We start from the raw sequence: 24941 nt of genomic DNA, 5'->3' as shown, positions 1-24941 counted from the left end.
ATCATCTTTCCTGCAACGTCCTCGTTGCCCTCTCCGGTTTAACGCACGCGGATACCTTCTATGATCATGCGCTGCACGTTATCGACGGTCTGCTCAAAGAACGCGGGATCATTCAGCGTCTGCCCGGTGATAGCCTCAACCTGCGAGGCGAAATCGGCGTAATGCTGGGTGGTTGCCCACAGCAGAAAAAACAGATGCTGTGGCCGTACGCCCGCCAACCGTCCTTCCGCGATCCACTGTTCAATGATCGCCGCCTTTTCATCCACCAGCGTTTTCAAATCGCCCGCCAGTTCACCTTTCAGCAGAGGAGCACCTTGTAACATCTCCAGGCAGAACAGGCGTGACGCCTGAGGGTGATCGCGTGAGACTTCCAGTTTCAGACGGATATAGCGGCGGATCGCGGTCAGAGGCTCCTGATCGTGGCGCAATGCGCGCAACGGAGCCAGCCAGACATCCAGAATCTCTTTCAGTACCGCAATATAGAGGGCTTCTTTCGAGGGATAGTAATAAAGCAGATTGGTTTTTGACACATCGGCACGCTCGGCCACTTTATCGAGACTGGTGCCATGAATACCGTATTGCGAAAAGAAGGTCAGCGCCGCTTCAAGAATCGCCGCCCGTTTTGCCGCAACCGCGCGTGACCGACGCGTGGGCTTTTTTTCATCGCTTTTCACACTGTTACCTCATCCATCCTGCGTAGAGGCATCATAACAAAGGCCTCCGCTCCTGCCTAATAATGACCCTGCACCTTTTTTGACCACTCACGCATGAAAAATGTGCAGATTGTTTTGACCAGATGGTCCAAAACGGACCACCCAATCCAATTTATCTTAAGCGTTATTTTTAACACATTGTTATCTATGGCATTTGAAAATGTGGCACAGGCTTTGCAAATTTGTGAACGAGCGCCGCCGGCAAGGAGCAAGCAGGACGCAACGCAGCGCGTGAAACAACCCCCGTTCTTTGCTGAGAGGTTTCACATGAAAATTGGCGTCTTTATCCCGATTGGTAACAATGGCTGGTTAATCTCCACCCATGCCCCCCAGTACAAGCCGACTTTTGAGCTGAACAAAGCGATTGTGCAGAAAGCGGAGCACTACCATTTCGACTTCGCGCTTTCGATGATCAAACTGCGCGGCTTCGGCGGTAAAACCGAGTTCTGGGACCATAACCTCGAATCCTTCACCCTGATGGCCGGACTGGCGGCGGTGACTTCGCGTATTGAAATCTATGCCACCGCCGCCACCCTGACGTTGCCACCGGCGATTGTGGCGCGCATGGCCTCGACCATCGACTCAATCTCCAATGGCCGCTTTGGCGTCAACCTCGTGACCGGCTGGCAAAAGCCAGAGTATGAGCAAATGGGCCTGTGGCCCGGTGATGACTACTTCGCCAGTCGCTACCAATACCTCACCGAATACGTCACCGTGCTGAGAGATTTATGGGGCAATGGCCAGAGTGATTTTAAAGGTGAGTTTTTCACCATGAATGACTGCCGCCTCAGCCCGCAGCCGCAAAAACCGATGAAGGTGATTTGCGCGGGACAAAGCGATGCCGGGATGGCGTTTTCTGCCCAGCATGCTGACTACAACTTCTGCTTCGGCAAAGGTGTTAACACGCCAACTGCCTTCGCACCGACGGCCGCACGCATGAAACAGGCTGCCGACCAGGCAGGTCGCGATGTCGGTTCCTATGTACTGTTTATGATCATCGCCGCAGAAACGGATGAAGCCGCACGCGCCAAATGGGAGCACTACAAAGCCGGGGCAGATGAAGAGGCCCTCGCCTGGCTGACCACGCAAAGCCAGCAGGACACGAAATCCGGCAGCGACACCAACGTGCGTCAGATGGCCGATCCCACCTCTGCGGTGAATATCAATATGGGCACGCTGGTCGGTTCTTATGCCAACGTGGCACGAATGTTGGATGAAGTTGCAGAGGTAGAAGGAACTCAGGGTGTGCTGCTGACTTTTGACGATTTCCTGCAAGGGATCGAAGAGTTTGGTCAATTTATTCAGCCCTTGATGCAGTGCCGTCATGCTTTGATTGAATCGCAGAAGGAGGTTGCCTGATGAATACCGTTGTTTGCGCCCATACCTCGACTTTACCGCAGGTCACCTTGCCAGCCCGCCCGGAAGCGATCGCCTTCCCCCCTGCGCAGAGCGCGTTGATTGTGGTGGATATGCAGAACGCCTATGCCACCGAAGGCGGCTACCTCGATTTGGCGGGTTTTGATGTCTCCGCCACTAAACCGGTGATCGCCAAAATTCACCAGGCGGTGACCGCTGCCCGAGCAGCAGGCATCCAGATCATCTGGTTTCAGAATGGCTGGGATAACCAATATGTCGAAGCGGGCGATGCCGGCTCACCCAACTTTCACAAATCCAATGCGTTAAAAACCATGCGTAAACGCCCTGAATTGCAGGGCACGTTGTTGGCGAAAGGCGGCTGGGATTATGCACTGGTGGATGAACTGGTGCCGCAACCCGGTGATATCGTGCTGCCTAAACCGCGCTACAGCGGCTTTTTCAATACCCCACTCGACAGCATGCTGCGCAGCCGTGGCATTCGCCATCTGGTGTTTACCGGCATCGCCACCAATGTCTGCGTGGAATCGACGCTGCGAGATGGCTTCTTCCTGGAATATTTTGGCGTCGTGCTGGAGGACGCCACCTATCAGGCTGGCCCGCCCTTCGCCCAGCAGGCAGCCATCTTTAATATCGAAACGTTTTTCGGTTGGGTCAGTGATACCGAGACGTTCTGTGAAGCATTAAAAGCCTGATATCCCAATAATTTTCACCTGCAAAAACAACGATAAGGAAGACTTCGCCATGCCAAAAAGTGTCATTATTCCGCCCGGAACCTCCACGCCAATTGCCCCGTTTGTCCCTGGTACGCTCGCCGATGGTGTGGTGTATGTCTCCGGCACCCTGCCATTTGATGCGCAAAATAACGTCGTCCACGTCGGTGATGCCGCGGCCCAGGCGCGCCACGTCCTTGAGACCATCAAAAAAGTGATTGAAACCGCAGGGGGTACTATGGACGACGTTACCTTCAACTCGATTTTCCTCACCGACTGGAGTAACTACGCCGCGATTAATCAGGTGTATGCCGAATATTTCCCCGGTGATAAACCGGCGCGCTACTGCATTCAATGTGGCCTGGTGAAACCTGATGCGCTGATCGAGATCGCCACCGTGGCGCACATCGGCAAACAGGAGGCGTGATGCATCTGGAAATTCAGGGATTGCAGACAGCAGATGCACCAACCCTGGTGCTCTCTTCTGGTCTTGGTGGCGTTGCAGGTTTCTGGCGGCCCCAACTTGCGGCACTGGAGCAGCATTATCGCGTTGTCACCTACGATCAACGCGGCACCGGTCGCAGTGCTGATACCTTACCGGAAGGCTACAACATGGCGATGATGGCTGCCGAATTGGCCGAAGCGCTGGAACAACAGGGTATCGAGCGCTTTGATCTGATCGGTCACGCGCTTGGCGGTTTGATTGGTCTGCAACTGGCGTTGGATTATCCGCAACGCGTTGGACGCGTGGTGGTCATTAACGGCTGGTTATCGCTGAATGCCCACACCCGCCGTTGCTTCCAGGTTCGCCAGGATCTGCTGCTGAATGTTGGTGTGGAAGCCTTTGTCCGCGCCCAGCCGTTGTTTCTCTATCCGGCGGAGTGGATGGCGCGCAACCAGGCTCGTCTGGAGCAAGAGGACACGCATCATGTGCAACATTTTCAGGGCATGGAAAACCTGTTACGCCGTCTGCATGCACTGAAAAGTGCCGATTTTCGTTCTCATGCAGCAAACATCACCCAGCCGGTGTTAGCCATCTACAGCCAGGATGACCTGCTGGTACCGTGGAGCTGCTCACCCGAATTGGCCGCCGCCTTGCCGAATGCCAGTCTGATCGAAATGGCCTGGGGAGGACATGCCATGAGCGTCACCGATGCTGAAAACTTCAATGCGTTATTGCTGCAATGGCTAACCCGTAAGGAGGCCAAAGATGAGTACGCATGAACTCTCCCCTGATTTACCGTTGGTCGAGCGCCAGGTGTTTCGTGATGCGATGTCACGCCTCGGTGCCGCCGTCAATATCATTACCACCGACGGCCCCGCCGGACGTGCCGGTTTCACCGCCTCCGCGGTGTGCAGCGTTACCGACACGCCGCCAACGCTGTTGGTTTGCCTCAATCGTTCCGCTTCGGTCTGGCCGGTGTTCCGCGATAACGGTTATCTGTGCGTTAACACGCTGGCCGCCGGGCACGAAGATCTCTCCACCCTGTTTGGCGGCAAAACATCAATGGCGGATCGCTTTCTCGCCGCCCGCTGGCATACGCTCAGCAGCGGTTCACCGCTGCTGGATGGCGCGCTGGTATCGTTTGATTGCAAAGTCTCCCAGGTGGTGAGCGTAGGAACGCACGACATTTTGTTTTGTGAGGTCATGGCGTTGGTGCGCAATGATGAGCCGCACGGCCTGGCCTGGTTCGACCGTGGATATCAGCATCTTTTACGGCAGGAAGCCCGCTAACACCGCCCTGTGCGGCCCGGTTCCACAGACACTCTGGAGAAGACGATGGCGAGTTCCTGGTTTCCCCGCTGGCAGAAAAAGTCAGCCTTAACTGAAAATGGGTTGATTGCACCGGACGAAACACTGCCGCTCGGGCAGACGTTAATTCTGGGCCTGCAACATGCTGTGGCGATGTTTGGTGCAACGGTGCTGATGCCGTTGTTAATGGGGCTGGATCCAAACCTGGCTATTCTGGTTTCCGGTATCGGCACCCTGCTGTTCTTTGTGGTCACCGGCGGGCGCGTACCCAGCTATCTTGGTTCCAGCGCCGCTTTTGTTGGGGTAATTATCGCCATCACCGGTTTCAACGGTCAGGGACTGAACCCCAACCTGGCGCTGGCGCTCGGTGGCGTGATCGCCTGTGGTGCGCTGTACACGCTGATCGGTTTTGTGGTGATGAAGGCGGGTACGGGCTGGATTGAACGGCTGATGCCGCCGGTGGTGACGGGCGCAGTGGTTATGGCAATCGGCCTGAACCTCGCACCGATTGCGGTACACAGCGTATCATCATCCATGTTCGATAGCTGGATGGCGGTGATGACGGTGCTGTGCATCGGTCTGGTGGCGGTATTTACCCGCGGCATGGTGCAACGTTTGCTGATTCTGGTCGGGTTGATTGTCGCCTGGGCAATCTACGCGCTGCTCACCAATGGTCTCGGGCTGGGCAAACCGGTCGATTTTAGCGGGGTAGCCAATGCCGCCTGGTTTGGCTTGCCGCATACCACCTCACCGGTTTTCGATATGCAGGCGATTGTCATGATAGCGCCAGTGGCGATCATTCTGGTGGCGGAAAACCTCGGACATATCAAGGCGGTAGCAGGTATGACCGGACGCAATCTCGATCCCTGGATGGGACGCGCCTTTGTCGGTGATGGCCTCGCCACCATGCTTTCCGGATCGATCGGCGGCAGCGGCGTCACCACCTATGCGGAAAATATCGGCGTGATGGCCGTTACCAAAGTCTATTCAACGCTGGCGTTTGTCGCGGCGGCCCTGATTGCGCTGGTACTGGGTTTCTCACCGAAATTTGGCGCGCTAATCCATACCATTCCCGGCCCGGTGATTGGCGGTGCATCGATTGTGGTGTTTGGTTTGATTGCCGTGGCTGGCGCCCGTATCTGGGTGCAAAACCATGTGGATTTCAGCCAGAACAGCAACCTGATTATGGTGGCGACCACGCTGGTGCTGGGTGCCGGGGATTTCGCGCTGAAAATTGGCAACTTCACCCTCGGGGGCATCGGCACCGCCACCTTTGGCGCGATCATTCTCAACGCCATTCTGCGCCGTCGTGGAACCGGTGTGGGTGAGAACCAGACGGCACGGCAAAACAGTTAAGGTTCCTGTATCTCCTGCGGTGCCACATCCGGCACCGCTTTTTTGCGCCGGATACGCAACTCACTGACGATCACCCCGCAGACAATCAACGCACCGCCGAGTAGCGCTGCCGCAGGCAGGCGTTCGCCCGCAATGCGCCCCACCACCCCTGCCCATACCGGTTCACCGGCATAAATCACGGTGGCTCGTGTCGGCGAGACGCTACGCTGTGCCCAGTTCATGGTGACCTGAATCAATGCGCTGGCCGCCCCCAGACCCAGCGCACTCAACAGCAGCGGTATGCTCAGGGTTGGCAGCGACTCCCCGTTCGGAATCATAAAGATAAAGGCACACGCCGAGGCCACCGCCAGTTGGATCAGGGTGACACGACGCACGTCAACCCGCCCGGCAAAGCGACTGATCAGGATGATTTCCGCTGCAATCGCCAGGGTGCTAAGCAATGTCGCCATTTCACCCGCGTTCAGCGCCAGTTCTCCATTCTGTGGACCGGCCACCAGCAGCAAGCCGATAAACGCCAGCAGGATGCCCAGCCAGGCCATCATCCCTGGAGGACGGCGTAAAAACAGCCACTGCAACAAGGGAACCACCGGCACATATAACGCCGTCAGGAACGCAGACTGGCTGCTGGAAATGGTTTGCATACCCCAGGTTTGTAAGCCATAGCCGCCCGCAATCGCCAGGCCAATCAACGCGCCAGCTTTACACTCCAGCCAGGTGGTTTGTCGGAGGTAGCGACGGAAGAAAAAAGCCAGCAGCAACGCCGCGGTGGCAAAGCGCAAACCGACAAAGAAGAACGGACCGGAGTGCGCCATCGCGCGGTGCACCACCAAAAAGGTGCCACCCCAGACCATCGTAATGAAGATCAGAACAAGTTCCTGACGCGACAGGCGCAGGAAAAGGCGAGAAGCAGGAACAGACATAAAGCACCATCGTGAGGATTCGGGCGCCATTTTCGCAGAGTCGGAAGGAATTGCAATGATTGTCACCGCCGGGCGTACCCGGCGGCGGAGGGCGTTATGTCGCAGCCGGGTTATTTTTTATTGCGGCTGCGTCCCCCTTTTTCACCTGCTTCGGAAGCGCGCTGCGGGTCATTTCTGAAATTCCCGCCGCTATTTTTACCGCCTTTACGGCCTGCTTCCGCGGCTCTTTCGCGATCTTCGGCGAAATTACCTGATCCTCCACGATGTTGTGCCATCATTTCCTCCGATAGAGTTTTCTCATCAGTGGTCAGGACTTTTCACATGCACGGGGTGAAAAGCAAGGTGGCACGCTTTCCGTACCACCCGTACAAAGAATAGCCAATAGCGTTACGTTTATGGTGAATATTTATACTTTGAAACACATATTCCTCTCATTTTTTAACCTAAGTTGGCATTTTACGCCATTCAACAAACGCTTAGCGGAGGATTAAGCGAAGCCGTAGTTTTCCCTCGCAAATTGCTGAGCAGCAGGTCACGCAGGCTCTTCTATACTTCAGATCGTGTGTTCAAACCCACAGGAAGGAAGAAGATGGCGAAAATTCTGGTGCTTTATTACTCCATGTATGGACATATTGAAACTATGGCGCAGGCAGTTGCGGAGGGTGCGCGTCGGGTTAGCGGCGCAGAGGTCACCATCCTGCGCGTACCGGAAACCATGGATGCCGAGCGCTTTGCGCAGGTCGGCGGAAAAGTACATCAGGCCGCGCCTGAAGCAACCCCCGAAGATTTACCGCAATATGATGCCATTATTCTCGGCACGCCCACGCGCTTCGGGAATATGGCGGGGCAAATGCGTAACTTTCTCGACCGTACCGGCGGATTGTGGGCGTCAGGGGCGCTGTACGGCAAGATCGCCAGCGTCTTTGCCTCTACCGGCACCGGCGGCGGTCAGGAGCAAACCATCACCTCAGTCTGGACCACCCTCGCCCACCACGGCATGGTGATTGTCCCCATCGGCTATGGCACCAAAGAACTTTTCGATATCTCCCATGTGCGCGGCGGCACGCCTTACGGTGCCACCACCATTGCAGGGGGCGACGGATCGCGCCAGCCTTCTGCGGAGGAGCTCGATATCGCCCGTTTTCAGGGCGAACATGTCGCCGGTCTGGCGGTAAAACTGAAAGGATAAATTCACAACAGGAGACCTTTATGGCAACAGAACAGTCTAAAGCTCACCATGTGGGCGAATGGGCCACCTTGCGCCACACCTCGACCGAAATCGCCGAAGCGATATTTGAGGTCGCTAACTATGACGAGCGTCTGGCAGAAGAAATCTGGCGTCAGCAGGGCAGCGATGAAGTGCTATTTCGCGCCTTTGATAAGACCGATCAAGACGTTCTGACGTGGGACGATAAGACGGTCGAGCGTAAAAACATTTGAATCTCAGGCGGGCCAGTCCCGCCTTTGTCATTTTAATTGACCAAGGAGCGTTGTATGTCTTCCTATCAAAGTATCAATCCAGCCAATAACCAACTGCTGAAAACCTGGCCCTCGCATGACGACGCCTGGATGCAGCAGGCACTGGAAACCGCCGATCGTCTTTACCATTCCGACTGGTGCAAAGGAGATATGCAACCGCGATTACAGGTACTAACTCGTCTGGCGCAGCTGATTGATGCCAACGTTGAGCAACTGGCGACCATTGCCAGCCAGGAGATGGGTAAGCTGATTGGTCAGAGTCGGGGTGAAGTAAAAATTTGTGCGCAAATCGCCCGCTATTACGCAGAACACGCCGCCACCCTGCTCCAGCCGCGAGCCTATCCCAGCGACGTGGGGGATGCGTGGCTGGAATACCATCCTATCGGCGTGATCGTGGCAGTAGAACCGTGGAATTTCCCTTATTACCAGTTGATGCGCGTACTGGCACCGAATCTGGCACTCGGTAACCCGGTGCTGGCTAAACACGCCCCCATCGTGCCGCACTGCGCGGATGCGTTCGAAAAACTGGTAATGGAGGCGGGCGCTCCCCAGGGGGCATGGACCAATTTGTTCATATCCAATGAACAGGTTGCCGAGTTGATCGCTGATCATCGGGTACAGGGGATTGCGCTCACCGGTTCAGAGCGCGCGGGCAGTGCCGTCGCGCAACAGGCGGGAAAATATCTGAAGAAATCGACGCTGGAACTGGGCGGTAACGATGTGTTTGTGGTGCTGGATGATGCCGACCTCGATGAGGCGGTGCGCCAGGGCGCGCAGGCCCGTCTGAGCAACTGCGGTCAGGTGTGTACTGCCGCGAAACGTTTTATCGTGCATGAAAAGGTGGCCGGGCAGTTTATGGCGAAGTTCAGCGCCGCATTGCAATCCGCAGTCGCGGGTGATCCGCTGGATGAGAAAACCACGCTTGGTCCCCTATCATCGCGTGATGCGCGCGAGCGGCTGATTAAGCAGGTTGAGGATGCAGTACAGCATGGCGCGCGCGTGGAGTGCGGCGGACGACCGATTGACGGCGTGGGATGTTACTTTCAGCCAACCATTCTCACCGGTCTGACACCTGACAACCCGGCCTATTATCAGGAATTTTTTGGCCCGGTAGCCCAAGTCTATGTAGTGGCGAGCGACAGTGCTGCCGTCGCGCTGGCAAACGACTCGCACTATGGTCTGGGCGGCTCGGTGTGGACACGGGATATCGCACGCGGACGTAAAATGGCGTCGCAAATTGAAACCGGCATGGTATTTATCAATTCACAAAGCGACACGGCCGCAGAATTGCCGTTCGGTGGGGTAAAACGTTCAGGCTATGGACGTGAGCTGTCCGACCTCGGGCTGAAAGAGTTTGCCAATCAGAAACTGGTGGTGGTGGCAAGTTGAGGGCATAAAAAACCCCGCTGCGGGAGCGGGGTGTTGGTTTTATCGCATTGTTAGTTACTGGCCGGTGCTGTAGCTGCGTTGCTCTTGTCCGTTTTGGCCGGGACATCAGCTTTCGCCTTTTCTGCCGCCGCTGCATCGGCTTTCGCTTTCTCTTCCGCCGCTTTCTGCGCAGTGGCTTTCTCGGCTTTCGCCTTTGCTTCAGCCGCTTTGTCAGCTTTCACTTTGTCTTCTGCTGCTTTCGCATCAGCCGCTTTCTGCGCAGCGGCTTTGTCTGCTGCCGCTTTATCCGCTGCTGCCTGATCGGCCGCCGCCTGATCCGCTTGTACCTGCGCATCATCGTTAGTCGTAGCCGGTTCCGGTTGCGCTGGCTGAGCAGCAGGCTCAGGTGCGGCTGGCTGCAACGGCGTGCCCTGCAAAGCATTGTTCAGCACACTGGCGAACTGATCCCAGCTGCAATAACCGTTGGCATCAGCATCACAACCCGCCAGTTGCAGCGTGACACGTTTCGGTGGATTCTTCAGGCTCAGTACGTCGGCATTGCGCAACTGATCGCTGGTCTGATAAACGTATTCGACCTTCAGCAAATCTTTGTTGTTTTTCGCATCGTGCCAGCGCTCAAACACCACCTGGCCTCCAATCGGTGTTTTCTCATCATTGCCCGGCAGTTCATAGGGTTTGACCTGTAGCGCACTGAGTAGCGAAGCGATATTCGAATCATGCCCCACCATCAGCGTTACTTTTGGCGCGTTGGCTTTGTCCTGATCGATCAACTGGCTTCGGATGTAATCCACCAGTGGAGCTGCCACTTCACGCGCCACTTCAGGTGAGGCGAATAACGCATCCTGGTAACCGTTTTTAATGGCTGCCAGCGCTTTCCACTGTTCAGGGGTTTTGATTTGGCCCCAGGCCACCTGGTCCAGCGGGAAGCCTTCATAGTATTGCAGCGTGAAGGCATCAACCAACGAGTTGCCCACTTTCAGCGGACCACTGACGTTCGGTTCTTTACCGTTATCGGCGCTAAAGGTGTTCTGCCCGCTGCTCAAATCACACTGTTTCTTGCCGTTGCAGGCCGGTGCCGATTTGTAATCGACAATTTTTTCCAACTGCTGGTATGCCGGTTTCAACGCCAGCTTCTCGTTGGCTGCGGTCATCGCCGCCAGCGCTTTCTTGTTGAAATCATCGCTACCATCGGTCACGACCGGGTTAAACACCGGGTCCATGGTGCCCATCGCGTCCTGATGCGTCACCGCGATATCACATCCTGGGAAGGCACCATTAACAAAGAATTGGGCGGTCGCCACGGTACGTTGCAGGCTGTTAGCGTAGACAAAGACATTGTTGCTGTCCGGGCAGGTGCCGTTTTCAACCAGACCCTGCTGTGCCAGCCACTGACGGGTGTAATTACCCATGTAGACTTCCAGCACACCACCTTTAGTGGTGAGCTGCCCACCAGGTACATCCCATTGTGGCCAGCTTTTCTTGGTTGATTGCTCCAGAACGCTGCCATTGTTCGCCAGCGGGGCGCGCAGATTGTGACGGCTCAGCATCAGTACCTGCTGGAGCTGCATGTCCCCTTCTGCAGCCTGCGCTGCCATGCACATCGGTAACGCAGCGATGACTGACAACGCGCAAAGACTCAGTTTCTTGATCATTGTGCCTATTCCATAATTCATCAGTGAAACACTCTGGCATTCAAACGATTAGCTCGGCCACAGAGCGAAATGCCCCACAGTGTAACCCAGCTTGCCTGGGAAAATCGCCAGATGTTTGCAAAAACCGTGAATGGACTATAGCAGACATGGGGGCTGCCGGTGGACTGAGGCAGCAGATTGAAAAGCAACGGGATGTTTTTCGGAATCTCTGAAGCAGAAAAGCAAAAAGCCCGCATCGCTGCGGGCTTCTTTAATTTGGCGGAGGAAGAGAGATTCGAACTCTCGGATGGTTTCCCATCGGCGGTTTTCAAGACCGCTGCCTTAAGCCACTCGGCCATCCCTCCGGATAAAACAGTTACCTAACTCTGAGTGAGTTAAGTGGCGGAGGAGGAGAGATTCGAACTCTCGGATGGTTTCCCATCGGCGGTTTTCAAGACCGCTGCCTTAAGCCGCTCGGCCACCCCTCCGCAATGACGCGCACTATAAACATCCCCCTGAAAGATGTAAAGCCTGGAGTGATTCATTCGCCTGAAAAACAGCCAAAAACTATTTAATCGGCGTCATAATCGCCATTCCGCTCAGGGAAACAGCAATTTATCGCGTAAAGAAGGGTAAAACGCCTTTTCTGCCCCGGTAGCGCTGCGTATTCTTCTTGGCATATTTAGTGTTCTTTCAATTAAAGGAGCGCATGATGGATAGAATTATTGCCTCGTCGCAGCGGCAGTCGCTAATCAGCACACATAAAGTGCTGCGTAATACTTACTTCTTACTTGGCCTGACGTTGGCGTTTTCCGCGCTGACCGCCACGCTGAGCACCGTCTTTGCCCTGCCCTCTCCGGGGCTGATTCTGATGCTGGTCGGCTTTTATGGTTTGATGTTTCTGACCTATCGCCTGGCGAACAGCCCAACCGGTATTCTGGCCGCTTTTGCCTTTACCGGCTTCCTCGGCTACTGCCTTGGCCCAATCCTTAACTCGTTCCTGTCGGCAGGAATGGGCGACGTGATTGGTATGGCGCTGGGAGGAACTGCGCTGGTGTTCTTCTGCTGCTCAGCTTATGTGTTGACTACCCGTCGCGATATGTCTTTCCTCGGCGGCATGATGATGGCTGGCTTTGTGGTGCTGCTGGTCGCGGTTGTGGCTAATATTTTCCTGCAATTACCGGCTCTGCACCTGGCCATCAGTGCATTGTTTATTCTGTTCTCTGCCGGAGCCATCTTGTGGGAGACCAGTAACATCATCCACGGCGGCGAAACGAACTACATCCGTGCCACCGTCAGCCTGTATGTCTCGCTGTATAACATCTTTGTCAGCCTGCTCAGTTTGCTGGGCTTTGCCAGCCGCGACTAATCTCAGGCCGGCCGTAAATGAAAACCCCGCTTCGGCGGGGTTTTGCTTTTTCTGGCTACGCCGCCCTACAATATGCGCAAACTGAATCTGAGGAGTCACCGTGATTTTTGCCGGTAAAGAGATTGCCACCGATACGGAAGGCTATCTGAAAAACAGCGCCGACTGGAGCGAACCCCTGGCGGAAGCCATTGCCGCTACCGAAGCCATCACCTTAAGTGAGGCGCACTGGGAAGTGGTCCATTTTGTCCGGGCGTTTTATCTGGAGTTTAATACCTCGCCAGCGATCCGTATGTTGGTCAAAGCGATGGCGCAGAAATATGGCGAGGAGAAAGGCAACAGCCGTTATCTGTTTCGTTTGTTCCCGGAAGGCCCGGCTAAACAGGCAACGAAAATTGCCGGATTACCAAAACCAGCGAAGTGTTTGTAATCACCCGGTGGTAAAGCGGCTGGGGGCTTCTGTCGGTTGATGTGGTTCCACCAGCACTTTTTCCACGCGCGCGCTGCGCGGGCCACCGGCCTTTAACCACGTAATCAATGCGTTCACCTGGGGTTCCTCCCCCCATGCCAGTACCTCTACGCTGCCATCGTTCAGGTTACGTGCATAACCTTTTACATCCAACTCTCTGGCCTGTGCCTGGGTGCTATAACGAAAACCAACCCCCTGTACCAGACCATGAACCCAGATTTTGAAGCAGGTTGTGGCCATTTTCCTCTCCCCTCACTGTTCATTGCATTTTGCCGCCATCCACCGGAAAATGACGCCTCATTTTTTCAGGTAAGCATAGCAAACTATGACTGTTCGATTGATTCTCACTAAGGGACGTGAAAAATCCCTGCTCCGCCGTCATCCCTGGGTTTTTTCTGGTGCTGTTGCCCGTATGGAAGGCAAAGCCCAATCAGGGGAAACCATTGATGTCTGCGACAGCAATGGCAAATGGCTGGCTCGTGCCGCTTATTCTCCGCAATCACAAATTCGGGCGCGCGTCTGGAGCTGGCAACAGGATGAGTCAATCGACATTGCCTTCTTTGTTCGCCGTCTCACCCAAGCGCAGCAATGGCGTGCCTGGCTGGCGCAACGTGACGGGCTGGATAGCTACCGCCTGATTGCAGGTGAGTCTGATGGTATGCCTGGCGTCACCATTGACCGTTTCGGCAATTTCCTGGTGCTTCAATTGCTGTCTGCCGGTGCTGAATATCAGCGCCCGGCGCTCATCTCCGCCCTGCAACAATGTTTCCCGCAGTGTGCGATTTACGATCGTTCCGATGTGGCGGTACGTAAAAAAGAAGGTCTGGAGCTGACACAGGGTCCGGTCACTGGCGAGTTGCCACCGCCACTGCTGCCGATTACTGAACATGGCATGAAGTTGTTGGTGGATATCCAGGGCGGCCACAAAACCGGTTATTACCTTGACCAACGTGACAGCCGCTTTGCTACGCGCCGCTATGCCGAAAATGCCCGCGTGCTGAACTGTTTCTCCTATACCGGCGGCTTTGCCGTCTCGGCACTGATGGGCGGTTGCCGTGAGGTAATCAGCGTAGATACCTCTCAGGACGCGCTGGATGTTGCCAAACAGAATGTGGAACTTAACGGTCTGGATGTATCCCGTGCACAATTCTTACGTGATGACGTGTTCAAATTGCTGCGTCGCTACCGTGACAGCGGTGAAAAGTTTGATGTTATCGTGATGGATCCACCGAAATTTGTTGAGAACAAGAATCAGCTGGCGGGTGCCTGCCGTGGTTATAAAGATATCAATATGCTGGCGATGCAGCTGTTGAATCCCAACGGGATTCTGATGACGTTCTCCTGCTCCGGCCTGATGGCAACCGATCTGTTCCAGAAGATTATCGCCGATGCCGCTGTCGATGCGGGGCGTGATGTACAATTTGTAGAACAGTTCCGTCAGGCAGCCGATCATCCCGTGATTGCCAGCTATCCTGAAGGGCTTTATCTGAAAGGTTTCGCTTGCCGCGTACTGTGACTTGAAAATTCTGCCCCTGCCTCCATATCTGACGCAGGGCAGTATTTTGGGAGGTCACTATGATTGCCAGTAAGTTTGGAATTGGACAGCAGGTCCGGCATCGTCTCTCCGGGGTGCTTGGCGTAATTGTGGATGTTGATCCGGAGTATTCGCTGGAAGAACCTAAGCTCGAAGAAGTCGGGGCTGCCGAGAAGTTACGCGCTGCACCCTGGTATCATGTGGTGATGGAAGATGAGGACGGTGAACAGGTCCACACTTACGTTGCCGAAATTCAGCTGTCCGGTGAAACATCTTTCGAACATCCAGAACAACCCTCGATGGATGAGCTGGCTGCGTCAATCCGACAGCAGCTTCAGGCACCACGCCTGCGTCATTGATCAAAAACGGCGACCCTCGGTCGCCGTTTGTTTTAGTGCACCGGCTGCGATAGCCCGAGCCGTGGTATCTCAATCTTCGGGCATCGATCCATGACCACCGTCAACCCAGCATCCTGCGCCAGTACCGCCGCCTGTTCATTGATCACGCCCAGTTGTAGCCACAACGTTTTCGCGCCGATGGCGATGGCTTCCTGCGCGACCCCCCATGCCGCTTCGGCATTACGAAACACATCCACCATATCCACCGGACCCGGGATGTCAGCGAGAGTCGCGTAGGCAGTTTGTCCCAACAGTTGTTGCCCGGCCAGCTTCGGACTCACCGGCACCACCTCATAACCCTGATCGAGCAAAAACTTCATCACGCCATAGCTGGGACGATCGGGACGATCGCTGGCGCCAACCAGCGCAATACGTTTGGTGCGCGTCAAAACATCACGAATGGTTTGATCGTTCATGCCTCTCTCCTTTTTCACTCGCCTGAGTGTAGATGGCATCAGGTTACACCACGCAACCCCCGTGTCAGAAAACTTTGCGCGGCAGCACGAATAAATATGTTAAAATGTAAATTTACTGCCATAATGTAATAATTTGCTACACATCACTGATTTGCGCCCAGCTTACGGGAGTTGAAATGAAGCTGTTTTTGGCTGCGACGAGTCTGATTATCTTGCTCGTCTCAGCATCCTGCCATGCCATAACCTTGAAACTTGATCCGGAGATCGATCTTCTGGTGCTGGATGGGCGCAAAATTTCGGGTTCTCTGCTGAAAGGAGCCGATGGTCTGGAGCTGGATCGCGGTCAACATCAATTCCTGTTTCGGGTTGATAAAGCACCGGCCTCTGCCTCAAACAATGGCCCACATTATCAATCTGTCCCGATGATTGTGACCTTTACCGCCAGTGGCAAAACCGTGGCTATCCGCCTGCCTGCCCTGGACAGCCGCCGCGAACGCCATGCATTCGATAAATCTCTCAATTTTCAGCTAATTGATGAGCAGGGCAAAGAGATTGCCAGCATCCGTGACCACCTGCCCATGCCGTCGGGAGGCGATCTTGAGCAGGCCATGTTGAATTATAATCGCAATGGTCAGGCCGCATCCGTCCCCCGTTTTGCCGTGCAAACCAGCAGTACGCCAGATGTCCAGTTGAACGCCGATTTCGCCTGGCAGGAAGCCAGCGATCTGCCCTCACTACAACGATGGTTTGAACGTTTCGATGCGGCCACCCGTCTGCGTTTTCTTAGTTGGATGAAAACCTTACGCGCAAGTTGATAGGAACGAAACGCCAGGGGTAAACTCGAGCATCACTTAACCTAGCCCGAGAAGAGTCAGGAAGCCCTATGGAGCAGACCGTTCGTACCCTCAATATTCAGAAACACATTGCCCTCGTCGCCCACGATCATTGCAAAGCCTCGCTGTTGGACTGGGTCCAGAAGAACCAAAGCGCACTACAGTCGCATGTATTATATGCCACCGGCACCACTGGTAATCTGATCAATCGCCACACCGGCCTTGAGGTGAACGCAATGCTGAGCGGCCCAATGGGCGGCGACCAGCAGGTAGGCGCATTGATTTCCGAAGGGAAAATTGATGTGCTGTTCTTCTTCTGGGATCCGCTCAATGCCGTGCCGCACGACCCGGATGTCAAAGCACTGCTGCGTCTGGCAACGGTATGGAACATTCCGGTTGCCACCAACCGCTCCACCGCAGATTTCCTGATCCAGTCACCGCTGTTTGCCAGCGAAGTCGAGATTCAGATCCCTGATTATCCGCGTTACCTGGCTGAACGCCTGAAGTCGTAATGCCTCAGGCCTTCCTGCTCTGCGGTACGCCTAAATCGCGGAAATGATCGACAAACACGGAAGGCCGTTCCTTATCGAACAATAACCAAACTTGCTGACGTGCACGCGTCAGCGCCACATACGCCAGGCGGCGTTCTTCCGCGTCCGGGAACGCTTCTGGTTGCGGTAACAATCCCTGTTCCATGATCGACTCGCGAGCGGCAGCCGGGAAACCATCACGGCCTTCATGCAGGCCCAGCACAATAACAAAATCCGCCTGCTGCCCCTTGCTGGCATGGATGGTCATGAAATCCAGATGCAGCTTCGGCCAACGGGTTTTGGCTTTATCCAGCACCTCAGGCCGCAGGTGATGGTAGCGTGCCAGCAGCAGCACCCGCTCATCGGGTTTCACATAACCACTCAATTTATCGAGTAACGCTTCTAGTTGTTCCTGCGCCAGCAATATCACCGATTTTTTATTGCCTTTAGTCAGGCTATTCAGTGGCTTGTTCAGCTGATGTGGATTTTGTTGCACGAATCGGTTGGCGATCTCACCGATGCGATCATTGAATCGGTAGGTGGTATCCAACACACAGCGATCACCTTCGCCGAAATAGTGATGGAAGGCGGTAGTCAGACTCATCTCTGCACCGCTAAAACGATAGATGGCTTGCCAATCGTCACCGACAGCAAACAGTGAGGTTCGCTTATTTTGTTGGCGCAGTGCCGTCAGCAAGGCGGCACGCTGCGGTGAGATATCCTGAAACTCATCCACCAGAATATGCTTCCACGGACTGATAAAGCGTCCCTTATCCAGAATAGCGATTGCCTGATGAATCAGGCCGGAAAAATCGACCGCGCCCTCGTCTTTTAACGCACTTTTCCAGGCTTTCAGGATCGGTGCCATCAACTTAACGCGTTTGCTAAATTGATCGCGTTGCTCCTCAGGTACATCGGCGATCATAGCGGCCTGTGCACCGCCATGCATACGCATCAACCCCAGCCAGCGCTCCAGACGGGATGCCAAACGCTGTGCCAGTTTATCATCCTGCCAAAATGGCCCTTCGGCAACGTCCCACTCCAGTTCTTCCTGCAACCACTGACGCCAACCACTGGCCTGCGCCTTTTTGCTGCTGCATTGTTCACGCCAGCTCTCAATTAACAACTGACGACGGGCTTTGCTGTCGCTTTCCAGTTTGCTGATGACAGGCTGTTTATTGCTGCCTTCACGAATAATGTGCAGCGCCAGCGCGTGAAAAGTGCGCGCCTGAATCGCGCTTTCACCCAGCCGCGACTGGATGCGATCGTTCATCTCGTCTGCCGCCTGACGCCCAAATGCCAGCAGCAGAATCTGCTCCGGCTGCGCCAGTTTACGCTGCAACAACCAGCCAGCACGCGCCACCAGCACCGACGTTTTTCCACTTCCCGCCCCGGCTAGCACCAGTAACGCGTCTTCACCATTCACCACCGCCTCACACTGCGAAGGATTGAGCGGCGTCGTTTCAACCGTGGAGAAAAAGGTCTGGTACTCCTGCAAGATTTTTGCTGTCCACTCACGGTTGCGCTGGCGAATCGCCGTTTCACCCTGATTCAGCCATTGCTGACAGAACTGCCACAATTCGCGACAATTCTCGAACTTGTCCAGCCGTGATAGCGGTAACGGTAAGGCAGAAAACTGCCGGGCAATGTTTTCTTTTACCGTCTGGAGTTCGCTTCGCTTTAGCCAACGGTCCTGGCTGGTAAACGCGAAAATCTCCTGCTGTAACCCGGTCAGCACCCCGACACAAACCTCGCTCATCTCCTGGCTCCATTGCTGCCAGGCTTGTTGCAGGTAATGAAAAAAGCGCTGCGTTTCCTGCCATTCCGTACCGTGCAACCGCACCACTTTCTCGTCTGGCAGCAAAAATTCCAGCTCGCCCCACACCAACCCACGCTTACAGGCGATATCCAATAATTGATTGAAAGGGATCAGGTATTCGTGACGATCGCCGCTGACTTCCACTCCGGCTTCCAGCAGACGTACGCGATTATAAGGGTGCTGAGCCAGACGTTTACCCATTGATGTTGCTTTCAGTTCCATGTCCGCACCGTGTTCAGCAAGAGGATTATCGCGCAGTTTACCTGTCAGACCCTTGACGCTCCAGCCTTAAAACAGGCTAAACTGGGCAACACATATTGCGGATTGCAAAAGGAAAATCGTGTTATGCGCACCTTGCTCAACATTCTCAACTTTGTGCTGGGTGGCGTTTTCACCACCCTGAGCTGGTTACTGGCTACGCTGGTCAGCATTGTTCTCATCTTCACATTGCCATTGACGCGTTCCTGCTGGGAGATCACTAAACTCTCGCTGCTGCCATTTGGCAATGAAGCGGTTCATGTCGATGTACTGCGACCAGACAGTAAAAATCAGGTGATGAACGCCGGAGGCACTTTTCTTAACCTCTTCTGGCTGGTGTTTTTCGGCTGGTGGCTGTGCCTGATGCACATCTCTGCGGGTATCGTGCAGTGCCTGACTATCATCGGGATTCCTGTTGGCATTGCTAATTTCAAGATTGCCGCCATTGCCCTGTGGCCCGTGGGACGACGCGTTGTTTCAGTTGAAGAAGCGCAGGCGGCACGGGAAGCCAACGCTCGTCGCCGTTACTGAGACTATGCCATGATGCCTGAAGCCTTACCCGGCTGGCGCCGTTATCTGTTTAACAGCAGCTTGCGCTATTTGTTGCGCATTTTTTTCGCCCTTGCCGGTTGTGCCGCCGTTCCGTGGTGGTTACAGCAAATTGAGTGGACGATCCCCCTCACCCTCGGCGTGGTTGCCGCTGCATTGGCCGATCTTGACGATCGCCTGGCAGGCCGCCTGCGCAATCTATTGATTACGCTGATCTGCTTTTGTATCGCATCGGTATCCGTCGAATTACTGTTTCCCCACCCCTGGGCATTCGTCCTCGGCCTGGCGCTCTCAACCTGGGGATTTATTCTGTTGGGTGCCCTGGGGCAGCGTTATGCCACTATCGCCTTTGGTGCATTGCTTATCGCGGTGTATACCATGCTCGGCGTAGGTTTGTTTCCACAGTGGTGGATGCAACCAACGCTGCTACTGGTGGGGGCCTTGTGGTACAACCTGCTGACCCTGGTGGGGCATGTGATGTTTCCGGTGCGTCCGGTTCAGGAGCAGTTGGCGGCCAGCTTTTCTCAGTTAGCGCGTTATCTGGATGCCAAAGCCAACTTGTTCGATCCCGATGGCGGTGAGCAGGATGATGCCAACCTGATTGCCACCGCAATGGTTAATAGCCAGTTAGTCGCCCAACTTAATCTGACGAAAAGCACTATCCAAAGCCGGTTACGCGGCGACCGGGGTTCACGCAGCACTCGCCGCAGCCTGCATTACTATTTTGTGGCGCAGGATATTCATGAGCGGGCCAGTTCCTCCCACCTGCAATATCATCAACTGCGCGATGACTGGCGCTATAACGAGGTGCTTTTTCGCTTCCAGCGACTGCTGAATATGCAGGCACAGGCATGCCGACAGTTAGCGGAGGCCATTTTTTTGCGTCAGCCCTGGCATCATGACACCCATGTCGAACGCGCCTTTGAGCGGCTGGAAACCGCACTGGAACGCTTGCAACAAAATGCCCCGGACGACGCCCATATTCGTGCGTTATTCTGGCTGCTGCGTAATTTGCGCGCCATAGATGCCCAACTGACATCGATCGAATCGGAACAAAAACTGGCACAACCTGCCCCATCCAGCGACGATAATCTTTCCAATGATGGGCCAGGCGGTTGGGCGGATATTCGGCTGCGCATTAGCCGGCATCTCACGCCAACCTCCGCCCTGTTCCGCCATGCCGTAAGAATGTCGTTGGTGTTGTGTATCGGCTACGGATTTATCCAGATCACCGGTGTACATCGCGGCTATTGGATTTTGCTTACCAGCCTGTTTGTCTGTCAGCCGAATTATAATGCCACCCGACGGCGACTGGCGTTGCGTATTGGCGGGACGCTGGCAGGGATTGCCATCGGTTTACCGGTGCTCTGGCTGGTGCCTTCCATCGAAGGACAGCTGGTATTGATTGTGCTCAGTGGTGTGCTGTTCTTCGCGTTTCGCCAGATACAATATGCTCAGGCAACGCTCTTCATTACCCTGCTGGTGCTCCTCTGCTTCAATCTGTTGGGAGAGGGCTTTGAAGTCGCCCTGCCGCGTGTGGTGGATACGTTGCTGGGGTGCGGCTTAGCCTGGCTTGCTGTCGCTTTCGTCTGGCCAGACTGGCGCTTCCGCCAGTTGCCTGCGGTAGCCGAGCGTACGCTCAATGCTAACTGCCGATACCTTGATGCCATTATGGAGCAATATCATCAGGGCAAGGATAATCGTCTGGCTTATCGTGTTGCGCGGCGAGATGCGCACAATGCCGATGCCGAACTGGCCTCGGTGGTGTCAAATATGAGCAATGAAGCCCGTCATCAGCAATCATTACGTGAAAACGCCTTTCGGTTACTTTGTCTGAATCACTCCTTTCTCAGCTATATATCCGCGCTGGGCGCTCATCGGGTCAGGTTAAATGACACCCGACTATTAACGTTGCTGGATGATGCGGTGTGCTTTGTTGATGATGTTTTGCAAATTGAACGCGTCAGCGATGCTGAGGCAACGCAGATGCAGCAGACCCTGCTGCATCGACTGGCGGAAATGAAATCCAGCCCGGAGACGCAAGCTCCGTTAGTTTTGCAGCAGTTGGGATTATTAATCGCGCTGTTACCTGAAATTGCGCGCCTACGCCGCACCCTCGCAGCAGATTGAACCGCTGTTAGCGGAGCGTTTTTTGATACCACGCGCATAACTCCTCCCGGACCTCACGAGGCAATGCCGCCTCGTGATGGCCCGAAATCGCTCCCTCGAGAGCCAGCAGCGTCTTCAGGCCGATATGCTTATTGATGGTGCGAAGTTTCAGCCAACTTTTCTTGGCACCTGTTTCACACAGATGTTTGACCGAGCAGATGCCGACCTTATGTAGCATCATTTCCATACGCAGGCTGAGATTGGGCAAATCCTTCAGCCGCAGTGAGACATAACGGGTTTGCAACTCCTCACGCGCAGCGTGTAGCGCCCCAGAGGATAGCCGCATTAACTGTTCCGGTTCCTGCCAAAGACGCTTGTCGACTTTGTAATAACTCAGTGTCACCGGTATACCGCGTTTACTGTATATCAGCGGCTCCATCGGGCATTGCGTCGCATAGGTCGTCACCGCTTCACAGGCACGTAGATAAAGCGCATCTTCATTGATAAACGCAAAGACAACCTTTTCCACTGAGAGCGTATAACCACCAAACTGCGTGCGGGATTCAATTTCGCCTAGCGCGGCTAATTGTGCTTTCGATTGTTCGACGATTGGGTGAGATTTTTTCATCCTGATACCTTCCTGAATTCCTTTTACCAGAACTGTCCTAATAAATACTTCATGTATTCATCAGGTTAGAAGATATTGAAAACGTTCCAGCTGTTCAATGAATAAATGCATTCGAGGTGAAAATTTGTCCGATTTTGCGAGACGTTTTCAGAAATTGAGGTTGATCTTTATCCAGGAACTCATTACTGTATATTCATACAGTTCATTACTGAGTGATTAAATTATGCGTACTCAATTCTCTGGCACCGCTGATCGTTCTCACCGTTTTGCGACTTCAGACGTAGCGCAACCTTCTTTGGGTGGCATTACAGAACTTCGCTACAGCGAGCAACCTGGCATGATGCAATTACTGCTGCTGCCGGTGCTAAAACAATTGAGCTTACAATCACGCTGGCAGCTGTGGTTAACGCCTGCACATAAGCTGAATCGCCATTGGATGCAACAATCTGGTTTGCCGCTGGAAAAGAGCATGCACATCACTGAATCTGAACGCTACAGTACGGTTGAAAGCATGGTTAAAGCTCTGCGCACCGGTAACTATAGCGTCGTGCTGGCGTGGATCCCTTATGAGCTGAATGATGATGAACGTCGTGAACTCAAACAGGCTGCTGCTGAAGGGGAAGCTTTGGGTTTGGTGATGCGTCCTCAGGGACACGATGGGGTTTTGTGCAGACAACCATCTGCGTCAAAAATTCCCTCAGATTTGTTTCATTAAGTAAAATTAGGATTTTTCTCACGCTGTTTTTTGCGGAAGTTGACGCTAAGCCACTGATTCTTGTCCCGCCAGCTTAGACAATGGCTTAGCCGATTTTTTCATTTCTGATCACGAAGATTATGCCGTGTCAATTGTTAAAATGTGTGTATAAATCCCTGTTTTTTTATCGCCTGGCGTCACATCATACTTGTAACTTTCCAATCTCGTTGTAGACTTTACCTCGCCAGGGTGCTCAATAACCTCCGTTTTTTCGGTAGAGTCATAAGCGAGCGTTTTGACCCGGCGAAGGATTAAACCAAGAGCAAACTATTTTTGCTCATTGCCTATTTGGATGATAACGAGGCGCAAAATGAAAAAGACAGCTATCGCAATTGCAGTGGCACTGGCTGGCTTCGCTACCGTAGCGCAGGCCGCTCCTAAAGATGACACCTGGTATACCGGTGCTAAACTGGGCTGGTCTCAGTATCACGATACTGGTTACTACGGTAACGGTTATGAGAACAACAACGGTCCGACTCACGAAAGTCAACTGGGCGCAGGTGCATTCCTGGGCTACCAGGCTAACCCGTACCTGGGCTTCGAGCTGGGCTACGACTGGCTGGGCCGTATGCCGAACAAAGGCAGCGTGACTAACGGCGCGTTCAAAGCACAAGGCGTTCAGCTGGCTGCTAAACTGAGCTACCCGATCACTGACGACCTGGACGTGTACACCCGTCTGGGCGGCATGGTATGGCGTGCTGACTCAACTCAGACCAACCCGACTACTGGCCGCATCAGCGACCACGACACCGGCGTTTCTCCGCTGGCTGCTGTTGGTGTTGAATACGCACTGACCAAAAACTGGGCTACTCGTCTGGACTACCAGTGGGTTAACAACATCGGCGACGCAGGCACCGTTGGCGCACGCCCTGACAACAGCATGCTGAGCGTCGGTGTTTCTTACCGTTTCGGTCAGGACGAAGCTGCTGCACCGGTTGTTGCTCCGACTCCGGCCCCAGCTCCGGTTGTTGAAACCAAGCGTTTCACCCTGAAGTCTGACGTTCTGTTCAACTTCAACAAAGCAACCCTGAAGCCGGAAGGTCAGCAGGCTCTGGATCAGCTGTACAGCCAGCTGAGCTCACTGGACCCGAAAGACGGTTCAGTCGTGGTTCTGGGCTTCACCGACCGTATCGGTTCAGAGCAGTACAACCAGAAACTGTCTGAGAAACGTGCTCAGTCTGTTGTCGACTACCTGGTATCTAAAGGTATCCCGTCCAACAAAATCTCTGCACGTGGCATGGGCAAATCTAACCCGGTTACTGGCAACACCTGTGACAGCGTGAAAGGCCGCAACGCCCTGATCGACTGCCTGGCGCCGGACCGTCGCGTTGAAATCGACGTGAAAGGTATCAAAGACGTGGTAACTCAGCCGCAGGCTTAAGTTTTCGCGTAATAAAAACCCCGCTTCGGCGGGGTTTTTTTATACCTGGCAGACGGCAACCAATAGATTACTCGCTACCTGCATCACCTTTACCCAGAATAGCCTGTAAGTCCTGCTTCAGTGTCGACATCTGGCTGGCATACTTCTCTTTGCGTTCCGCATCTTCAATCAACTGCACAATCGTTTCAGAAAGCGTGCTGCTGCGACGCTGCGCCAGTCCTGCCAGCCGTTGCCACACCAGATATTCCAAATCGATTGATTTCTTCCTGGTATGCTGGTGCTCCGCATTAAAGTGGCGCTTACGACGAGCACGGATCGTCTGCTTAAGACGGTTTTCCAAATCCGGATGAATATGCTGGTCAATCCATGCGTTGACTTCGACAGGGCTATTCTCCATCGTCAACAGCAGGTCTACCGCGGCCTGAGCAGCACTCAGCTCCAGATGACGGGTGATCAGCTCACCTTCCCGATGCTTTTTCACCAGGTATTTCCACTTCCATCCACTTTCAAGATTTTCGAGCTGCTGGTATTTCATCGGAATCTCATCGTGATCACGTAACAAACTAAGA

At 54.3% G+C, this 24941-nt stretch carries 28 protein-coding genes and 2 tRNA genes; 19 read left to right on the top strand and 11 right to left on the bottom strand.

Going from position 1 to position 24941, the window contains the following annotated elements; genetic code table 11:
- Positions 1-38: 38 nt before the first annotated feature.
- Positions 39-674: an HTH-type transcriptional regulator RutR gene (gene rutR / locus AC6I8N_RS07545; RefSeq protein ID WP_021182667.1), complete on the bottom strand. Its 636-nt coding sequence runs from the start codon at positions 672-674 to the stop codon at positions 39-41.
- 306 nt (positions 675-980) lie between these two features.
- Here rutR and rutA point away from each other — a divergent pair, with 306 nt between their 5' ends.
- From rutA to rutG, 6 genes are read left to right on the top strand one after another with little or no spacing between them, the layout of a single operon-like run.
- Positions 981-2072, top strand: coding sequence for a pyrimidine utilization protein A (gene rutA / locus AC6I8N_RS07540; protein WP_021182666.1), 1092 nt, complete (start codon positions 981-983; stop codon positions 2070-2072).
- A complete protein-coding gene (gene rutB / locus AC6I8N_RS07535; RefSeq protein ID WP_021182665.1) occupies positions 2072-2782 on the top strand; it encodes a pyrimidine utilization protein B in 711 nt (236 codons plus the stop codon). The genes rutA and rutB overlap by 1 nt, the downstream gene beginning before the upstream one ends.
- Before the next feature lie 49 nt (positions 2783-2831).
- Positions 2832-3227, top strand: coding sequence for a pyrimidine utilization protein C (gene rutC, locus AC6I8N_RS07530; RefSeq protein ID WP_021182664.1), 396 nt, complete (start codon positions 2832-2834; stop codon positions 3225-3227).
- Positions 3227-4024, top strand: a complete 798-nt coding sequence (gene rutD, locus AC6I8N_RS07525) for a pyrimidine utilization protein D (protein WP_497830391.1) — start codon at positions 3227-3229, stop codon at positions 4022-4024. Before rutC ends, rutD begins: the two co-directional genes overlap by 1 nt.
- Positions 4011-4535 carry an NADH-dependent FMN reductase RutF gene (gene rutF / locus AC6I8N_RS07520; RefSeq protein ID WP_497830390.1) on the top strand — a complete coding sequence of 175 codons (525 nt, stop codon included), beginning with the start codon at positions 4011-4013 and terminating at the stop codon, positions 4533-4535. Before rutD ends, rutF begins: the two co-directional genes overlap by 14 nt.
- 45 nt (positions 4536-4580) lie before the next feature.
- Positions 4581-5909 carry a pyrimidine utilization transport protein G gene (gene rutG / locus AC6I8N_RS07515; RefSeq protein WP_021182661.1) on the top strand — a complete coding sequence of 443 codons (1329 nt, stop codon included), beginning with the start codon at positions 4581-4583 and terminating at the stop codon, positions 5907-5909.
- Here the strand turns inward: rutG and AC6I8N_RS07510 are convergent.
- Both AC6I8N_RS07510 and AC6I8N_RS07505 read right to left on the bottom strand, forming a co-directional pair.
- The gene (locus AC6I8N_RS07510) at positions 5906-6829 is read right to left on the bottom strand and encodes a DMT family transporter (protein ID WP_415175282.1); all 924 of its coding nucleotides are present in this window, start codon (positions 6827-6829) and stop codon (positions 5906-5908) included. The two genes, rutG and AC6I8N_RS07510, sit on opposite strands and share 4 nt — an antisense overlap.
- Before the next feature lie 110 nt (positions 6830-6939).
- On the bottom strand, positions 6940-7104 hold the full coding sequence (locus AC6I8N_RS07505) for a con-10 family general stress protein (RefSeq protein ID WP_013508570.1): 165 nt from the start codon (positions 7102-7104) through the stop codon (positions 6940-6942).
- Between the two features lie 314 nt (positions 7105-7418).
- Here AC6I8N_RS07505 and wrbA point away from each other — a divergent pair, with 314 nt between their 5' ends.
- From wrbA to AC6I8N_RS07490, 3 genes are read left to right on the top strand one after another with little or no spacing between them, the layout of a single operon-like run.
- Positions 7419-8018, top strand: a complete 600-nt coding sequence (gene wrbA / locus AC6I8N_RS07500; RefSeq protein WP_208725157.1) for an NAD(P)H:quinone oxidoreductase — start codon at positions 7419-7421, stop codon at positions 8016-8018.
- Positions 8019-8038: 20 nt separating this feature from the next.
- Positions 8039-8269 carry a YccJ family protein gene (locus AC6I8N_RS07495; RefSeq protein ID WP_013508568.1) on the top strand — a complete coding sequence of 77 codons (231 nt, stop codon included), beginning with the start codon at positions 8039-8041 and terminating at the stop codon, positions 8267-8269.
- A 54-nt stretch (positions 8270-8323) separates the two neighbouring features.
- The gene (locus AC6I8N_RS07490) at positions 8324-9697 is read left to right on the top strand and encodes an NAD-dependent succinate-semialdehyde dehydrogenase (protein ID WP_497830389.1); all 1374 of its coding nucleotides are present in this window, start codon (positions 8324-8326) and stop codon (positions 9695-9697) included.
- 50 nt (positions 9698-9747) lie between these two features.
- Here the strand turns inward: AC6I8N_RS07490 and agp are convergent, their stop codons facing one another.
- The 3 genes from agp to AC6I8N_RS07475 all read right to left on the bottom strand — a co-directional run bounded on the left by agp (position 9748) and on the right by AC6I8N_RS07475 (position 11816).
- Positions 9748-11349: a bifunctional glucose-1-phosphatase/inositol phosphatase gene (agp, locus tag AC6I8N_RS07485; protein ID WP_497830388.1), complete on the bottom strand. Its 1602-nt coding sequence runs from the start codon at positions 11347-11349 to the stop codon at positions 9748-9750.
- Positions 11350-11605: 256 nt separating this feature from the next.
- Positions 11606-11693: transfer RNA gene (locus AC6I8N_RS07480), tRNA-Ser, on the bottom strand.
- 35 nt (positions 11694-11728) lie between these two features.
- Positions 11729-11816: transfer RNA gene (locus AC6I8N_RS07475), tRNA-Ser, on the bottom strand.
- A gap of 224 nt (positions 11817-12040) precedes the next feature.
- Between AC6I8N_RS07475 and yccA the strand changes: the two genes are divergently transcribed.
- The gene (gene yccA, locus AC6I8N_RS07470; protein ID WP_021182656.1) at positions 12041-12697 is read left to right on the top strand and encodes an FtsH protease modulator YccA; all 657 of its coding nucleotides are present in this window, start codon (positions 12041-12043) and stop codon (positions 12695-12697) included.
- Between the two features lie 100 nt (positions 12698-12797).
- The gene (gene tusE / locus AC6I8N_RS07465; protein ID WP_497830387.1) at positions 12798-13124 is read left to right on the top strand and encodes a sulfurtransferase TusE; all 327 of its coding nucleotides are present in this window, start codon (positions 12798-12800) and stop codon (positions 13122-13124) included.
- Here the strand turns inward: tusE and yccX are convergent, their stop codons facing one another.
- Positions 13125-13403 (bottom strand): acylphosphatase, encoded by a 279-nt coding sequence (gene yccX / locus AC6I8N_RS07460; RefSeq protein ID WP_208725154.1) that lies wholly within the window; start codon positions 13401-13403, stop codon positions 13125-13127.
- A gap of 85 nt (positions 13404-13488) precedes the next feature.
- On the opposite strand from yccX, the gene rlmI reads away from it, so the two are divergent.
- Together rlmI and hspQ are read left to right on the top strand one after the other, a co-directional pair.
- Positions 13489-14679 carry a 23S rRNA (cytosine(1962)-C(5))-methyltransferase RlmI gene (gene rlmI / locus AC6I8N_RS07455; RefSeq protein WP_497830386.1) on the top strand — a complete coding sequence of 397 codons (1191 nt, stop codon included), beginning with the start codon at positions 13489-13491 and terminating at the stop codon, positions 14677-14679.
- Between the two features lie 59 nt (positions 14680-14738).
- Positions 14739-15056 (top strand): heat shock protein HspQ, encoded by a 318-nt coding sequence (gene hspQ / locus AC6I8N_RS07450; RefSeq protein ID WP_021182652.1) that lies wholly within the window; start codon positions 14739-14741, stop codon positions 15054-15056.
- A 32-nt stretch (positions 15057-15088) separates the two neighbouring features.
- Here the strand turns inward: hspQ and AC6I8N_RS07445 are convergent, their stop codons facing one another.
- A complete protein-coding gene (locus AC6I8N_RS07445) occupies positions 15089-15511 on the bottom strand; it encodes a CoA-binding protein (protein WP_208725153.1) in 423 nt (140 codons plus the stop codon).
- Positions 15512-15687: 176 nt separating this feature from the next.
- Between AC6I8N_RS07445 and AC6I8N_RS07440 the strand changes: the two genes are divergently transcribed.
- Complete coding sequence (locus AC6I8N_RS07440; protein WP_497830385.1) at positions 15688-16326, top strand: YccT family protein; 639 nt, start codon at positions 15688-15690, stop codon at positions 16324-16326.
- A gap of 68 nt (positions 16327-16394) precedes the next feature.
- Positions 16395-16856 carry a methylglyoxal synthase gene (mgsA, locus tag AC6I8N_RS07435; RefSeq protein ID WP_021182649.1) on the top strand — a complete coding sequence of 154 codons (462 nt, stop codon included), beginning with the start codon at positions 16395-16397 and terminating at the stop codon, positions 16854-16856.
- A 4-nt stretch (positions 16857-16860) separates the two neighbouring features.
- Here mgsA and helD read toward each other — a convergent pair whose 3' ends face one another.
- Positions 16861-18915: a DNA helicase IV gene (gene helD / locus AC6I8N_RS07430; RefSeq protein ID WP_497830384.1), complete on the bottom strand. Its 2055-nt coding sequence runs from the start codon at positions 18913-18915 to the stop codon at positions 16861-16863.
- Between the two features lie 123 nt (positions 18916-19038).
- On the opposite strand from helD, the gene AC6I8N_RS07425 reads away from it, so the two are divergent.
- A complete protein-coding gene (locus tag AC6I8N_RS07425) occupies positions 19039-19482 on the top strand; it encodes a YccF domain-containing protein (protein ID WP_497830383.1) in 444 nt (147 codons plus the stop codon).
- Between the two features lie 9 nt (positions 19483-19491).
- On the top strand, positions 19492-21630 hold the full coding sequence (yccS, locus tag AC6I8N_RS07420) for a YccS family putative transporter (protein WP_208725150.1): 2139 nt from the start codon (positions 19492-19494) through the stop codon (positions 21628-21630).
- A gap of 7 nt (positions 21631-21637) precedes the next feature.
- Here yccS and AC6I8N_RS07415 read toward each other — a convergent pair whose 3' ends face one another.
- Positions 21638-22237: a TfoX/Sxy family DNA transformation protein gene (locus tag AC6I8N_RS07415; protein ID WP_021182645.1), complete on the bottom strand. Its 600-nt coding sequence runs from the start codon at positions 22235-22237 to the stop codon at positions 21638-21640.
- Between the two features lie 223 nt (positions 22238-22460).
- Here AC6I8N_RS07415 and sulA point away from each other — a divergent pair, with 223 nt between their 5' ends.
- Together sulA and ompA are read left to right on the top strand one after the other, a co-directional pair.
- Positions 22461-22952, top strand: a complete 492-nt coding sequence (gene sulA, locus AC6I8N_RS07410) for an SOS-induced cell division inhibitor SulA (protein ID WP_208725149.1) — start codon at positions 22461-22463, stop codon at positions 22950-22952.
- A 349-nt stretch (positions 22953-23301) separates the two neighbouring features.
- Entirely contained in the window at positions 23302-24372 is a 1071-nt protein-coding gene (ompA, locus tag AC6I8N_RS07405; RefSeq protein ID WP_208725148.1) for a porin OmpA, read from the top strand.
- Positions 24373-24439: 67 nt separating this feature from the next.
- Here the strand turns inward: ompA and matP are convergent, their stop codons facing one another.
- The gene (matP, locus tag AC6I8N_RS07400; RefSeq protein WP_497830382.1) at positions 24440-24907 is read right to left on the bottom strand and encodes a macrodomain Ter protein MatP; all 468 of its coding nucleotides are present in this window, start codon (positions 24905-24907) and stop codon (positions 24440-24442) included.
- Positions 24908-24941 lie beyond the last annotated feature (34 nt).

The organism is Pantoea sp. X-Soil-TKNS-1279, assembly GCF_059730565.1.
The sequence above is the reverse complement of the archived record's forward strand: the minus strand, read 5'-3'. Positions and strand labels throughout refer to the sequence as shown.